General features: G+C 54.5%; 11 protein-coding genes. All 11 read left to right on the top strand.

Annotation, left to right across the window (positions count from 1 at the left end; translation table 11 throughout):
• Nucleotides 1-28: 28 nt before the first annotated feature.
• The gene (locus ACY1JZ_RS05880; RefSeq protein WP_462628464.1) at nt 29-1,858 is read left to right on the top strand and encodes a sensor histidine kinase; all 1,830 of its coding nucleotides are present in this window, start codon (nt 29-31) and stop codon (nt 1,856-1,858) included.
• Complete coding sequence (locus ACY1JZ_RS05875) at nt 1,833-3,452, top strand: helix-turn-helix domain-containing protein (RefSeq protein WP_462628463.1); 1,620 nt, start codon at nt 1,833-1,835, stop codon at nt 3,450-3,452. The genes ACY1JZ_RS05880 and ACY1JZ_RS05875 overlap by 26 nt, the downstream gene beginning before the upstream one ends.
• 328 nt (nt 3,453-3,780) lie before the next feature.
• Nucleotides 3,781-4,656, top strand: coding sequence for an ABC transporter permease (locus ACY1JZ_RS05870; protein ID WP_270172702.1), 876 nt, complete (start codon nt 3,781-3,783; stop codon nt 4,654-4,656).
• A gap of 21 nt (nt 4,657-4,677) precedes the next feature.
• Complete coding sequence (locus ACY1JZ_RS05865; protein WP_270166627.1) at nt 4,678-5,574, top strand: carbohydrate ABC transporter permease; 897 nt, start codon at nt 4,678-4,680, stop codon at nt 5,572-5,574.
• A 99-nt stretch (nt 5,575-5,673) separates the two neighbouring features.
• Entirely contained in the window at nt 5,674-7,215 is a 1,542-nt protein-coding gene (locus ACY1JZ_RS05860) for an ABC transporter substrate-binding protein (RefSeq protein ID WP_462628462.1), read from the top strand.
• 270 nt (nt 7,216-7,485) lie between these two features.
• Nucleotides 7,486-8,829, top strand: coding sequence for an ABC transporter substrate-binding protein (locus ACY1JZ_RS05855; protein WP_462628461.1), 1,344 nt, complete (start codon nt 7,486-7,488; stop codon nt 8,827-8,829).
• A 145-nt stretch (nt 8,830-8,974) separates the two neighbouring features.
• Nucleotides 8,975-9,940 (top strand): carbohydrate ABC transporter permease, encoded by a 966-nt coding sequence (locus ACY1JZ_RS05850; protein ID WP_462628460.1) that lies wholly within the window; start codon nt 8,975-8,977, stop codon nt 9,938-9,940.
• Entirely contained in the window at nt 9,941-10,783 is an 843-nt protein-coding gene (locus ACY1JZ_RS05845) for a carbohydrate ABC transporter permease (RefSeq protein ID WP_270166635.1), read from the top strand. It begins immediately after the preceding gene.
• 36 nt (nt 10,784-10,819) lie between these two features.
• The gene (locus tag ACY1JZ_RS05840; protein ID WP_462628459.1) at nt 10,820-12,637 is read left to right on the top strand and encodes a cache domain-containing sensor histidine kinase; all 1,818 of its coding nucleotides are present in this window, start codon (nt 10,820-10,822) and stop codon (nt 12,635-12,637) included.
• Nucleotides 12,634-14,253: a response regulator gene (locus tag ACY1JZ_RS05835; protein ID WP_462628458.1), complete on the top strand. Its 1,620-nt coding sequence runs from the start codon at nt 12,634-12,636 to the stop codon at nt 14,251-14,253. Before ACY1JZ_RS05840 ends, ACY1JZ_RS05835 begins: the two co-directional genes overlap by 4 nt.
• 305 nt (nt 14,254-14,558) lie before the next feature.
• Nucleotides 14,559-14,984 (top strand): MarR family winged helix-turn-helix transcriptional regulator, encoded by a 426-nt coding sequence (locus ACY1JZ_RS05830; protein ID WP_270166638.1) that lies wholly within the window; start codon nt 14,559-14,561, stop codon nt 14,982-14,984.
• Nucleotides 14,985-15,038: the final 54 nt, after the last annotated feature.

Raw genomic sequence — 15,038 nt, 5'->3', positions numbered from 1 at the left:
ACTATAATAGCGATAAAGGAGGACTCCGATGAGACGACTACGCTGGCTGTCGGGCAGAACGCTGCGCTTCAAGCTTTTAGCAGGCTTTCTGCTGCTTGTCATTCCACTCGTTGCATTCATGATCTATAACAATATATATGCCATTAATGTCGTGCGCAATCAGGTCGCACAATCCAATAAGAACATGATTATTTTGTATATGAATCAGATTGACAGCAAGCTGGAGGAGGTGGAGAAGCATCTGTACAACGTGGCTGCCGAGGATACGGGACTGCTCGTGCTGGAGCAGCCGCGCAGCCGCGACGAGGATCAGTATCAATTCGAGAAGTTCCAGCTATATCGCAACATGCTCAAGGACTTGGGCAACTACCGGAGCATCGATTTTTTTGTCATGTATTCGCCGGCTAATGATGATCTGATGCTCGCCTCCGCCAGCCACATCGAGTACAGAGAGCAGCTTGCAGCAGATGAGAGCCTCCGCAGCCTGCTCCAGACAGCAGGCTCGATCCCGGACAAACGCTGGTTTGTCCACACCTTCGCAGGAAAAGATTATTTGGCGCATGTCGTCCGCTATGGGGGCATGTATATCGGAGCACTCAGTAACGCACAGCAGCATATTGCACCGCTCAGCCTGCTGGAGTTGGGCAAGGATGGGCGGGTCTTCCTGGTAACCGAGGACTACAAGCCCTTGGCTGATGAGGACGTCACATGGGCCGCCCAAGACATCGCCCTTGACTATGCGGGCTCTGACTACAAGCTTACTGGTAACGATAATGCTTATATATTGGTCGGGGAAAATTCGCACCGCGGCAACTTCGGCCTCGCTGCGCTCATTCCCAACAGTGCTGTGCTCGAGAATCTTCCGTTCCTGAGGCGGATTGTGACCGGCATTACGATCGGCGCACTCATTGTTTTGCCGCTCATTCTGCTGCTCCTGCGCAAGCTGATTCTGTCACCGGTGAACCGGATTGTCCGCGCGATGCGGCGCATCGAGGATGGCAATCTGGACATTCGCATCGACCCGCGCGCCTCAGCGCTCGAATTCGAGGTGATGAACCACTCGTTCAACCGAATGATTGACCAGATTCAGCAATTGACCGTTCATGTGCTGACGGAGCAGGTACAGCGGCAAAAGGCGGAGCTGCGGCAGCTTCAGTTGCAGATTAATCCACATTTTTTCCTGAATTCACTGAACATCATCTATAATCTGGCGCAGGTCAGAGATTATCGGCTGATCCAGGAGATGTCGCACAGTCTCGTGCAATATTTCCGCTTCATGTTCCGAAGCGATTCCTCCTTGGTTCCGCTCGGAGAGGAGCTGGAGCATACGTATAACTACTTGCGCATCCAGGAGCTGCGGTTCCCGGATGATCTGACCTTCCGGCTGGCGCTTCCCGATGAGCTGCGCCACGTGCCTGTGCCGCCGCTGATGATTCAGACCTTCGCGGAGAATGCCATCAAGCATGGCATGAATGCAGAGCGACCGCTGCATATCGAGATTATCGTCTCGAAGGAGGACAGGCAGGAGGACAGACAGGAGGAGATGCTGCACATCTGCATCAGCGACACCGGCTGCGGCTTCCAGCCGGAGATACTGGACAAGCTGCAGCGCCACGCGCATCTGGACGGCGCAGATGGCGAGCAGATCGGGATCTGGAATGTGCGCCAGCGGCTGCAGCTTCTGTATGAGGGCCGGGCGCAGCTTCGCTTCTCCGCCCGCTCTGGCGGAGGCGCGACCGTCGAGATTCAGCTTCCGGCTGCGGATACAATCAGCGTACTTGCGGGGCAGCAGACACAGCAAGCCTCATCGATTCTGGAGGGGAGGGGTATGAATGAGAGAACTGCTGCTCGTCGATGATGAGAAGCATGCGGTGCGCGGCATTCGTGCCGGCGTATCTTGGGAGGACATGGGGTTCGCCAGAGTGCATGAGGCATACAATGTGACGATGGCCAAGCATGTATTCGAAGGACGACGAATCGATGTATTGATCTGTGATATTGAAATGCCCCAAGAGAACGGCTTCGAGCTGCTGGAGTGGGTGAAGGAGCATTCGCCTACCACCGAGACGATCTTCCTTACCTGCCATGCGGATTTCACTTATGCGCAGAAGGCGCTGCAGCTCGGCAGTTGTGATTACATGCTCAAGCCGGTGCGGTATGAGCTGCTGGAGGGCTCCGTGCGCAAAGCCCTCGATCGGCTGGAGAAGGCGGAGCAGGAGCGGGAGAAGATCAGCTTCGTCGAAACCTACGCTCACTATTACAAGCTGTGGGAAGCCTTCCAGCCGCTGCGACTGGAGCGATACTGGCAGGATCTGATCACCCGCGCGGTGCCCGCGACAAGGGAGAGCGTGCGCGAGGCGCTACAGCAGCAGAGGGTGGACTGTGACGACGACAGCCGTTTCCTAATCGTGCTGGTCAGCATTCAGCGATGGCACAAGGAGCTGACGCTTCGTGAGGAGAAAATAATGGAGTACGCGCTTCGCAATGCCCTTGAGGAGCTGGAGTCTGTCCAGGAAGCCGGTGGTCAGGTGATCCAGCTTCGCAGCGGAGCGCTGCTGGCCATCCTCCGATCAGGCGGCCCCGGCTCTACTTCCGCAGCTTCGGTAGAGACACAGTTGAACCGTTATATTGCCGCCTGCAACACCTACTTCTTCTGCGACCTGTGCTGTTACATGGGCGAGCCGGTCTTGCCCGAGCATATCCCGGACCTGTACGATGCACTGGCAGAGCAGGAGAAGCATAATGTCACCTTCAGCAACACCGTACTTCGTCTACAGGATCAACGAAGCCGTACAAGCGCAGCTCCGCTGCCGATGATGAATGGCTGGACGGAGCTGCTCAAGTACGGCAAGCATGCCGAGGTTCAACGCGAGATCGCCAGCTATCTGGACCAGATTCGTCAGGCGGGCGGCGTCGACGGGAGATGGCTGCATGCGTTCTATGAGGACATTCTGCAGATGATGTACCATGTGCTCTACTATAAGGGGCTGCGCGCGCATCAGGTATTCTCGGATATGATCAAGTCGGATCAGGAGTATGCCGCCAAGCGCTCGCTTGCAGACCTGGGCGAATGGATCAAGCGCCTCATTCATGAGGTGACGCGTCATATGCAGACACTCGATCAAGAGCAATCCGTGGTAGATAAGGTGCGGGCCTATATCACCAGCCATCTGAGCGAGGACTTGTCGCGGGACGATATTGCGAGCCATGTCTGCCTGCATCCTGACTACCTGGCTCGACTATTCAAGGGAGAGCTGGGCATGACCATCTCCGAATATGTGCTCCAGGAGCGCATTCATAAGGCAAGAGAGCTGCTGGCTGAATCGGCTCAGCCTATCACGGCTATAGCCTATGAGCTGGGCTACGGCAACTATTCCCACTTCTCCAAGATGTTCAAGAAGGCGGTGCAGATGAGCCCGCAGGAATACCGCAAGCTTCACCAATCCTCATAGACATGGCATTCGATGCCGCTTTAGCCGCCCCTTGATCCAGGGGCAGCTAAAGCGGCGTTCCTTCATGTAGGCTCCCCTGCTTACTGTATGCTCCTTCCCTCATCGCTGCTGCATCCTATAAAGTCGGAAAAGCACAAGTCGGAAGTCGGATTCGTCGTAGTCGCTCCCCGGCAAAATATCTAAGATGGAGATACAAACGACGAAGGAGGAATGAGCAGTGAATACGATTGCCAAGCCAGTCGCTGCCGCGAAGGAGCAGGCGCCGGAGCAGAGCAGACAGACAGCCGTCCGCAGAGCACGCAAGCGCATACTGCGTTATTGGCCGCTCATGGTCATGGTGCTTCCCGGCATTATCTATCTCTTCATTAACAACTACATGCCGATGTTCGGCCTCATTATTGCCTTCCAGGACTTCAACTACAGCAAGGCCCTCTTAGAAAACGACTGGATCGGCTTCAAGAACTTCGAGTACCTGTTCAAAACGTCTGATGCCTGGGTCATTACCCGCAACACATTGCTGTACAACATCGTGTTCATTCTGCTGAATACCACGGTAGCGATCGCTATAGCCATCATGCTGAACGAGATCAAGAGGAAGTTCCTCGCCAGGTTCTACCAGAGCGTCGTCTTGATTCCGTATCTCATCTCCATGGTCATCGTCGGCTATCTGGCGCTAGCGATGCTCAGCGGCGAGACCGGGTTCGTGAATAAGCAGCTACTGCCGATGCTTGGCATCGAGCCCATCTCCTGGTACAGCGAGGCCAAGTACTGGCCGTTCATCCTCACCATCATTAACGTCTGGAAAAATGTCGGCTATCTGTGTGTCATCTATCTGGCCGCGATCATCGGCATCGACCCGGAATATTACGAAGCGGCCAAGATCGATGGAGCCTCCAAATGGCAGCAGATTCGGGCCATCACCATACCGCTCATTATGCCTGTTATCACGATAATGACGCTACTGCAGATCGGGCGCATCTTCTACTCGGACTTCGGCCTGTTCTATCAGGTTCCACTGAATACGGGAGCGCTCTTATCGACAACCAACGTCATCGACACCTATGTGTATCGTGCGCTGATGAACCTTGGCGACATCGGGATGTCCTCCGCAGCGGGTATGTATCAATCCGTTGTCGGCTTCGTCCTCGTCATCGTATCCAACTACATCGTCAGCCGCCGCAATCGTGACAATGCGCTGTTCTAAACCACGAAAGGAGAATTACGCATGACGGTTACTAAGGAAAGAGTATTTCAAGCAGGACTGCACGCTGCATTCGGGATCATCGTGATCCTCTGCCTGATGCCGTTCGTGCTGCTATTCACGACCTCCTTCAGCGATGAAACGACGGTGCTGATCGAGGGCTACTCGTTCGTTCCCAGCCAATGGAGCCTCGATGCGTATCGGTTCTTGTGGCAGGATGCTGAACGCATCGCCCGCGCCTACGGTGTGACTATAGTTGTGACAATAGTCGGCACCTTTCTCGGTCTAGCCGTCTCTGCACTGCTGTCCTATCCGCTGGCACGCAGGGAGATGCCGCTGCGCAAGGCGCTTGCCTTCTTCGTCTTCTTCACACTGCTGTTCAACGGAGGACTTGTGCCTACTTATCTGGTCTACACCCATATCTTTGAGATGAAAAATACGCTGCTAGCCCTGATCATTCCGGGCTTGCTGACCAATGGATTTTTCGTGCTGATTATGCGCACCTTCTTCATGAACTCGATTCCGGTGCCGATTATCGAATCCGCTTCCATAGACGGAGCCGGCGAATTCAAGATATTCTTCACCATTGTCCTGCCGCTGTCGCTGCCGATTCTGGCAACCATCGGTCTGATGCAGACCATCGGCTACTGGAATGACTGGTTCAACGGCCTGATCTACATTACCGAGAGCAAGCTGTTCAGTCTGCAAAACCTGCTGAACCGCATTTTGCTCAATGCCCAATTCATTCAGAACAATGCCGCCTCCATGAACGTGACGGATGTGAATACGAGCACCAAAATTCCGATGGAAACCGTGCGGATGGCTATGGCGGTGATCGGTGTCGTGCCGCTGCTCTGCGCTTATCCGTTCTTCCAGAAATATTTTGTCAAGGGTCTGGTCATCGGCGCAGTCAAGGGCTAGGGCGTACAGGCAGACCCCTAGAACGGCTGGCCCCGGACATGTCCGGTTAAGATAGAACTAGCACTATTAATCTTTATTATTAGAGGAGGTCATTGATTTATGGGGAACAAAACATTTCGCATGGCGATTCTGCTGCTGGCATGGGTGCTGGTGCTCAGCGCCTGTTCTGGACAAGGCAGCGGAACCAGCTCATCCGGCTCGTCAGGCGGCAACACCACCGCCTCGGGCGGCGCAGGCTCCGAATCGGAGCTGGAGCCTTATGAGCTGACCGTGGCGTACTTGAATATTGGCACTGCAACCGATCTGCCGGAGATTCAGGCCGCGGTCAACAAGATTACACAGGCCAAAATTAACGCCACCGTCAAACTCATGCCAATCGATATCGGCGCCTGGCAGCAGCAGATCAATCTGATGCTCGCCGGCAACGAAAAGCTCGATCTGCTATTTACAGCATCAGGCATGAACTTCGGCACGCAGGCCGCCAAGGGGCAGCTCGTTCCGTTGAATGATCTGCTGGACAAGTACGGACAAGATATTAAGAAGGTCGTGGAGCCGGACGTGCTCAAGGCCTCCACGACCAGCGGCAGCATCTTCGGCGTTCCGAGCGTCCGTGACTGGGCGGCTGACTACGGGGTGCTGATGCGCAAGGATCTGGTGGACAAATACAATATTGATCTGAGCACCGTCAAAACCTATGACGATCTGGACGCCGTCTTCGCAGTGATTAAGAAGAATGAGCCGGGCATGGCGCCGATCGTGCCTGAAGCGCCCAGTTATGCTATCATCACTTCCATCCTTCCCGGCATAGTTGATCCGCTGAATGACGACAATGGCGTGCTGCTGGATCATGATAACGGCCTGAAGGTCGTCAATCTGTTCGAATCCGAGCAGTATGCCTCTCTGGTGAAGATGGCCAGAAGATGGTATGAGGCTGGCTATATTCCGAAGGACATCTCGACGAACCAGACTGCCTCTGAGCAGTTAGTCAAGGCGGGCAAGGCGTTTGCCTTCATGGCACACATGAAGCCTGGCTATGAGACGAAGTCCTCTCTGCTGACCGGCACCGAGATGGTCGCTGTGCAGCTTATTCCACCAGTGGCAACGACCTCCACCATCTCCAACGTCATGTTCAGCATCGCCAAAAACTCAGGCGATCCTGACCGTGCCATGATGTTCTTGAATCTGCTCTATTCAGATGCCGAGCTGGTCAATCTGATTGACTACGGTATCCAGGGCAAGCATTACGAGATCAAGGAGGGCAATGTCATCGGCTTCCCGAGCGGCGTCGACTCCAGCAATGCAACGTATAATCCGAACTTCGGCTGGATGTGGGGCAATCAGTTCCTGTCCTACGTATGGGAAGGCGACGATCCGAAGGTGTGGGAGCTGCAGGATGAATTCAACAAGCAGGCGAAGAAATCGGCGGCCATGGGCTTCAGCTTCACCGTCGATCCGGTGAAGACCGAGGCGGCAGCTATCCAGAACGTGAAGGATCAATACAAGATCGGCCTGGAGAATGGCACGCTTGATCCGGATAAATATCTGCCTGAATTTATCGATAAGCTGAAGGCTGCGGGCATCGAGAAGGTCATTGCCGAGAAACAGAAGCAGCTTGATGAATGGGCCGCTGCAAATAAATAAGCTGATCTGCTGCGAAGAAGCTGTCCGCTATAGGGACGGCTTCTTCGTTGTTGCAGCCCCCTGCTGCGCCCCACTCTCCCTCCCTTTGGCGGTCTTGCCCACTGCCTCATACTCCTCGATCATGGCAACAATAACGGGCAATCTCTATCCGGCTTACTTTTTTAATGATTTATCTTACCATTGTTTATTTGTCTATCCCCATATATCGTCTACAATATGAAATGTAAGCACTTTCAAATCTGACTCAATTCATTTCACAGGAGGCAAAACATGATCAAAGCGAGACTGATATTGGCCGCATTCCTTGCATTCAGCATCGTTGTAACGGGGTGCAGCAGCGCACCGAAAAACAGTCAACAGAGCAATTCCGCACAGGGGAACAACGCGCAGGCCGCTTCTGAGGATGGACAGATTGAGCTTCGCATGACCTGGTGGGGCTCGCAGACTCGGCATGATCTGACGACGCGCGCGCTGGAGCTGTTCGAGTCCAAGCATCCGAATATAAAAATCAAGGCCGAATATTCCGGCTGGGATGGCTACTTCGACAAGCTGTCCACCCAGGTTGCAGGCGCCAATGCGCCCGATCTGATCCAGATGGATTACGCCTTCCTGACCGACTATGCCAACCGCGGTACTCTGCTTGATCTGAGCTCGTACACAAGCGATGGCAAGCTGAGCACCTCGGCCATCGACGCGAGCATGCTCTCGGCCGGCTCCATCAACAACAAGCTGTATGCTGTAGCCTTAGGCGTCAATGCACCTGGCGTCATATACAGCTCTACTGTGTTCAAGGAGCTGGGTATTCCTGACCCTGGCCCGGACTGGACCTGGGAGGACTTCAGCGAGATTGCTGCCAAGATTGGCAAGGAGAAGGGGAACGGCTTCGTCGGCATGGCAGATGCCTCCGGCACCTTCAATATGTTCGAGATGATGGTGCGCCAGCATGGGCACGCCATGTTCCAGGAGGATACGCTGGGCGCAACCAAGGAGCAGTTGATAAAATGGTTCACGATGTGGAAGGAGCTCCGCCAGGTAGGCGGCATCACCTCGCCCGAGGCAACCGCAGGGATGACCAACGCGCTGGAGACACGTCCACTGGCTGTCGGCACGGCCGCTATGGACTTCCTCTGGTCCAACCAGATTACAGCCTTCAAGAGCGGGATGAAAAATCAGGACGATGAGATCAAAATTCAGGTTATCCCTCATGGCAAGGATGAGGCCAAGAGCGGAGAATACCTGAAGCCGAGCATGTTCATCTCTGGCAACGCCAAGACCAAGTACCCGGACGAGGTGGCAATGGTCATCGATTTCCTCGTCAACGATCCGGAAGCGGCAGAAATTCTCGGCTCAGAGCGCGGTGTTCCGGTGAACGCTACGATCCGCGAGAAGCTGATGGGCAAGCTGTCAGAGACGGAGAAGATGATCTTCACCTTCATCGATACTGTATCGGCTGACGCCAGCAATATTGATCCGCCGTATCCGCAAGGCTTTTCCGAGATCGACAAGAACTTCAAGACGCTGAGCGAGCAGATCGCCTTCGAGCAAGGCACGATGGAGGCCGCAATCGACGAGTTCATCACGGGAGCCAATCAGATTCTAGGCAAGGGCAAATAACATAGGCGCATCAGCAGTGGCCGCCATCAGGCGGCACTGCTGTATGCTGGCCCACGACTCGCCGCACAGACCGCAGCCGGTGCTGCTACAAGCAAGCGATCACAATTCGCAGCCATCCTGCTGCACGCTGAAAGGAGAGCAACTTATGAAGACGACACACACTGACCCGGCTCCGTCAGCCCGCACACGTACACGTACACGCGCGATCTCCGGGGCAAGCCGACAGCGACAGCATAGCTGGGCGGCCCTGCTGTTCCTGTCCCCCTGGCTAATCGGGCTGCTGCTGCTGACCATCGGCCCGATGGCGGCATCGCTCTATTTTTCCTTGACCGATTATAGCATTCTCTCCCATCCTGTATGGCTGGGTTTGGATAATTATGTCGAGCTATTTTCCAATGACAAGCTGTTCCTTACCTCCTTGAAGGTGACCTTCACCTATGTCTTTGTGTCCGTGCCGCTCAAGCTTATCTTTGCTCTGGCTGTTGCGCTGCTGCTCAACAAAGGGATGCGGGGGCTTGGTATCTACCGCACCATCTACTATATTCCCTCCCTGCTGGGCGGCAGCATCGCCATCGCGATGCTGTGGCGCAAGATGCTGGGCGGCGACGGACTGGTGAATCAGGTGCTGCTGAAGGTGGGGATTCATGCGCCTGATTGGGTCGCCAATCCCAGCTATGCGATCTATTCGATCGTGCTCTTATCCGTATGGCAATTCGGGTCATCGATGATTATTTTTCTATCCGGCTTGAAGCAAATCTCCGGCGACTATTATGAAGCCTCCTCTGTCGATGGGGCAGGCAAGATTCGTCAATTTTTCAGCATTACGCTACCGGTCTTGACGCCGGTCATCTTCTTCAATCTGGTGATGCAGATGATCACCTCGTTCCAGTCGTTCACCCAGGCCTTCGTCATCAGCAACGGCTCTGGCGGCCCGCTCAATTCTACGCTCATGTACTCCCTCTATCTGTATAAGAAGGGCTTCGCCTTCTTCCAGATGGGTTATGCCTCTGCGATGGCATGGGTGCTGCTGGCACTGATCGGCGTGTTCACCTTCGTGGTGTTCCGTTCCAGCACAGCCTGGGTACATTACGAGGATGGGGGGAAATCCTAGATGACAGCATCACTTCTTCGCACCGTCTGGATTAAGCATCTGGTCACGATCGGCATTGCGTTCATTATGCTGTACCCTGTCCTGTGGATGCTGGGCAGCTCCTTCAAGCCGGGGCATATGATCTTCTCGGAGATTGGCCTGTGGCCGCAGCAGTGGGTATGGAGCAACTACAGCTCCGGCTGGACAGGCATTCAGGGACAGTCGTTCTCGATCTTCCTTGGCAACTCGCTGCTCTTGTCTGCGGGAGCGGTGCTGGGCAACATCCTGTCCTGCTCGATGGCCGCCTATGCCTTCGCTCGCTTGAGCTTTCGATTCAAATCACTGGCCTTCGCCCTGATGCTCATTACGATTATGCTGCCGCATCATGTCACCTTGATTCCGCAGTATATCCTGTTCAATCAGGTGGGCTGGATCAACTCGTTCCTGCCGCTGATTGTTCCGAAGTGGCTGGCAACGGACGCTTTCTTCATCTTCCTGATCGTCCAATTTATTCGCGGCCTGCCGCGTGAGCTGGACGAGGCGGCGACCATTGACGGATGCGGCCCGATCCAGATTTATTGGCGCGTAATTATGCCGTTGTCCCTGCCAGCGCTTATCACAACGACCATCTTCACCTTTCTATGGACATGGGACGACTTCTTCAGCCAGCTCATCTACTTGAGCGATGTGACCAAGTTCACGGTACCGCTCGGCTTGCGGCTGTTCCTGGATTCGAGCTCACAGTCCGATTGGGGCCCGATGTTCGCGATGTCGGTGCTGTCACTCGTTCCTTGCTTCATCATTTTCATCGTCTGCCAGAAGTACTTCGTGGACGGTATTGCAACATCTGGCATTAAGGGGTAAGCTCAGGCTAATCTCATGAGTTAGGATGGATGACAGATGAGAAATAGGCTCCGCTTGCTCCCCTTACATGGAGTATGGCAGCGCAGCAAGCTGTCCACACTGATGATTGCCTGCTTTTTTACACTGAACCTGCTGTTTCTGCTGACGATTGCTATACTGGCTTACCGCTCCTTCTCCGATGTCACGTTTACTGAGATTAGCCGGGCGCGGCTCGCGCTGCTGAACGAGAGCACGCACCGCGGGTTTGACTTTATGACCAATATGACCCGGACCGCTTACTCCGTCGTCAGCAACAAGGAGGTGCAGGAGCGGCTGGAGGAGGCGCCCGCTTCCAAGTATGATGCGCTGACCCGGCGCCGCGAAATCTCTGCCCTGCTGCATCATACACTCGTAGTGAACAACGAGATCAGCTCCATCGAAATCTATAGCGACCTGTTCAATGATGTGCCTTACAGCGGAATGGACCTCGTGTATCCAACCAGCAGGCTGGCCGACCAGCACTGGTTCGCCCGCCTGAAGCTGGCGGATGCTGTCTGGATCTCAGAGCTTGAGAGCGCTTCATCCGATGCGCTCATCGGCTACGCACAGCATATGTTCGATAGCCAGGGCAGAACCGTCGGCTACCTGGTCATTCGCATGTCCCAGCAGGATGTGCTGCAGCACTTTGCCGATGTACCGATGGCTATGGATGGACAGGTCGTGATTACCGATACAGCCGGCAGAATGATCGCTACGGTCAATGCCGGGCCGCAGTCGGAATCGGGCAAGGGGCTGCCCGACCTCCCTTGGCTCCATGAGCACCCTGCAGACGCATATGACGGCTATGAGGTGATCCGGCAGGAGGGGCAGTCCTATCTTGCCCTCTACTCCAAGCCCAGCTCGGTACAATGGCGGCTGGTGCAGCTCATTCCTACCCGAGTGCTGCTGGCTTCGACCTATCAGGCTGGATGGATGGTGATGGGGCTAGGGCTGCTCATCCTGCTGGTTTCCGTACTGCTGACCTATCTGTTCGTCTCCAATATGATTCGCCCGCTGCGCAAGCTCATGCTGGATATGCGAAGACTGGAGCGCGGGGACTTCAGCGTGCGCGCTACCAGCAGGTTCACGGAGGAGTATGCTCAGTTGTCCTACAGCTTTAATCACATGGTATCCCGGCTGCAGGAGCTGATCGAGCATGTGCACATCGAGAGCAAGGCCAAGCGCGATGCCCAGACCAGTCTGCTGGAGGCGCAGATCAAGCCGCATTTTCTGTACAATACGCTGGATATGATTCATTGGCGCGCCCTCGACTATAATGCCAAGGACATCAGCTTCATGATTACCCAGCTAGGCAAGCTGCTGCGCATCGGGCTAAGCGGGGGGAAAATCTTCATTCGGCTCCGAGACGAGCTCGAGCATGCCCGCTGCTATGTCCGCATCCAGCAGGAGCGTCTGCCCTTCTCGATCACCTACACCGAGCAGATTGATCCCCAATTGAAGGGCTGTTATATTCCCAAAATCATCCTGCAGCCGCTGATTGAAAATGCTGTCCTCCACGCCAGACCACAGCAGCAGCAGCAGGAATTACGGATTGAGCTGACGGCTCGACCACTGGCGCCTGCCCATGGGCAACGGCCTGGCATCGAGCTGCTGCTGTGCGATAATGGGCAGGGGCTGAAGGAGGGCTGGAGCATGGAACAGGCCACCGGGATCGGGATACGCAATGTGCATCAGCGAATCGGACTGTATTGCGGTGCGCACTATGGATTGCAGCTCGCGAATCGGGAGCAGGGCGGCGTGATGGTGACGATTCGGCTGCCAGCCATCGAGACGGAGGAGCAATTACAGCAATGGCTGGAGGTGGATAATCGATGAGGACCATTATGCTTGTGGATGACGAGCCGCATATTATCGATGCTTTGAGCCGCCATGTCGGGTGGGAACGACTGGGACTGCGAATCATCTGTACAGCCGCCGATGGTCAGGAGGCGTATCGGCAGTATATGGAGCAGCGGCCACAGCTTGTCATTACCGATGTCAATATGCCTGGTATGAGCGGGCTGGAGCTGGCGCGCGCACTGCGCGCGGAGGACAGCGAGCTGCCGATTGTGATCTTGAGCGGATTCGATGAATTCGAGAATGCCAGACAAGCCATGCGCTTCGGTGTGCACCACTTCCTGCTGAAGCCGGCCAGTGTGCCGGAAATTGAAGATGTGCTAATGGAAATTACGCAGGAGCTGGATACAGCGGAGGAGAAGCGACGCCTGGAGGAGCAGTATCGCCAGGAGCTGGGGCGCATGCTGCCCTATCTGCGGGAGAAATTTCTATTCGATCTGCTAACGACGCGCTATCAACGGCATGAGCTCCATGAGGAACGGCTCGCGTTCCTCAGCATTGCCGTGCCGCGCCAGGCTGTTGCTATCAGTCTGCGCATCACCCGTCCAGCGTTGCTCGCCAGGCCCAGCGAGCGCGACTGGCAGTTGCTCAAGTTCGGCGCCGGCAACATGCTGCGCGAGCTGCTGCAGGAGTTGACCGACCGCACCTCTGTACAAAGCGATGTCGTCAACTACTCTGACAGTCTGTTCGTGCTGCTGCTGATGGACCCCGGCAGCGAGCCGCAGCGGCTGGCAGCGCTCTGTGAGCAACTGGCACACACCGCGACCCAGAAGGTGTCCTCCCTGCTCAAGATTGAAGCTGTCGCCGGGATCGGCTCCGTCCGCACTAGCCTGCATGAGCTGATTGACTCCTACCTGGAGAGCCGCGCTGCGCTTGAGGCAGCGGAATTCCAAGGAACCGGCCGCGTCTATCCTTATGCGGAGTGGGCGAAGCTCGATACTGCCATTGACCAGTATGGCCCGCTGCTCAAGCAGTGGAACGAGACCCTATCCGGGCGAGAGCCGGAGAAGGCCAGGGAACAATGGGGCAAGCTGCATACCTGGCTGCGCGAGCAGCCCTGCGGCTCGCTGACAGACATGCAGACGGTCTGCGTCAGTCTGTTCAGCTCGCTCATCCTCAGTTGGAATGACGAGTTCCCGGAGCTGGAGCCGCCGTGCACCATGTCACGCTTCCTGCAGGATATTCAGCAGCAATTCACCCTGGAGCAGCTAACCGGATGGATGGACAAGCTGGTGACCGGCTGGCTCGAGCTGGCAGCGCAGGAGTTCTCCGGCCGCCGCAGCAATCGGCTGGTTGACCGGGTGAAGCGGTACGTGGAGGAGCATTACAGTCAGGAGATCAGCTTCGCGGCGATTGCAGGCGAGCTGTTCGTTCATCCCAAATATCTAAGCCAATTGTTCAAACGGGTGACCGGGCAAAATTTCGTCCACTATCTGAACCATTATCGTATCCAAAAGGCGATTCACTATCTGCAATCCGGTCAGCATATGATCTACGAAATTAGCGAGATGGTCGGCTTCAATAACCCGACCTACTTCAGCCAGGTATTCAAGGTCGTCACCGGCAAGAGCCCTTCGGAGTATTTTCGGGTGTAACGGCCTTGCAATACCCTGCCCATGCGTTTCAAACCTCTACCGCAGACTTGTGGCAAGGAGTTTGCCTGCTACGCCAGACTGGAATCCACACATGACGTACAGGTTTACTGCTTAACCTCATTCCAGTCCTCTTTCATAGTTGTGTCATCCCTAGTCCATTAGGGCACAGTTAAAGATGCTATTTTGGAGAAATAGCATCTTAATTGATTTTTCGGTATTACATGATCTGATGATTGACATCACAAAAAAGTGAATTATAATGGTCTTAACAACTATAATCATGACTACTATGAAGGAGGAGTAAATTGGAACTAGAAAAGTATATTGGTGTTAATGTGCAGCGCGCGGCGCTTAAATTGAATAACTATTATCAAAAGGTAGTAAATCCTTTTGACATAACAGTGGATCAGTGGGAAATACTGATTGTACTATGGGAAAAAGAAGGGATTACTCAAAAAGAACTTGCAGAGAGACTGCACAAGGACCAAACGAATGTTGCAAGAATGCTGTTTAAGCTGGAAAAGAAGGGATTTATTTATCGTGTGGTCCACGAAACGGATAGAAGGTCTTTGCGTGTTTATTTAACTCCTAAAGGACGGGATATTAAAGTTGAAATTCTCGCCCCATCCATTGAAGCCTATAATAAAACTATCCAGGGGTTATCCGAAGAGGAAGTTGAAATGTTTAGAAGAATTCTTACCGTAATGTATAACAACGTAAAAGATCTATAATTCAAAGAAGACTGAAAAAAATTGAAGTGATTGTCCTACACAGTAAAGGTGGAT

This window comes from Paenibacillus sp. J5 (assembly GCF_054955055.1).
This window is presented reverse-complemented; position numbering and strand designations above follow the sequence as displayed.

What these genes read in the sequence shown, in the direction of transcription:
- ACY1JZ_RS05880 (WP_462628464.1), top strand. Translation starts at nt 29, where the DNA reads ATGAGACGACTACGCTGGCTGTCGGGCAGAACGCTGCGCTTCAAGCTT.
- ACY1JZ_RS05875 (WP_462628463.1), top strand. Translation starts at nt 1,833, where the DNA reads ATGAGAGAACTGCTGCTCGTCGATGATGAGAAGCATGCGGTGCGCGGC.
- ACY1JZ_RS05870 (WP_270172702.1), top strand. Translation starts at nt 3,781, where the DNA reads ATGGTCATGGTGCTTCCCGGCATTATCTATCTCTTCATTAACAACTAC.
- ACY1JZ_RS05865 (WP_270166627.1), top strand. Translation starts at nt 4,678, where the DNA reads ATGACGGTTACTAAGGAAAGAGTATTTCAAGCAGGACTGCACGCTGCA.
- ACY1JZ_RS05860 (WP_462628462.1), top strand. Translation starts at nt 5,674, where the DNA reads ATGGGGAACAAAACATTTCGCATGGCGATTCTGCTGCTGGCATGGGTG.
- ACY1JZ_RS05855 (WP_462628461.1), top strand. Translation starts at nt 7,486, where the DNA reads ATGATCAAAGCGAGACTGATATTGGCCGCATTCCTTGCATTCAGCATC.
- ACY1JZ_RS05850 (WP_462628460.1), top strand. Translation starts at nt 8,975, where the DNA reads ATGAAGACGACACACACTGACCCGGCTCCGTCAGCCCGCACACGTACA.
- ACY1JZ_RS05845 (WP_270166635.1), top strand. Translation starts at nt 9,941, where the DNA reads ATGACAGCATCACTTCTTCGCACCGTCTGGATTAAGCATCTGGTCACG.
- ACY1JZ_RS05840 (WP_462628459.1), top strand. Translation starts at nt 10,820, where the DNA reads ATGAGAAATAGGCTCCGCTTGCTCCCCTTACATGGAGTATGGCAGCGC.
- ACY1JZ_RS05835 (WP_462628458.1), top strand. Translation starts at nt 12,634, where the DNA reads ATGAGGACCATTATGCTTGTGGATGACGAGCCGCATATTATCGATGCT.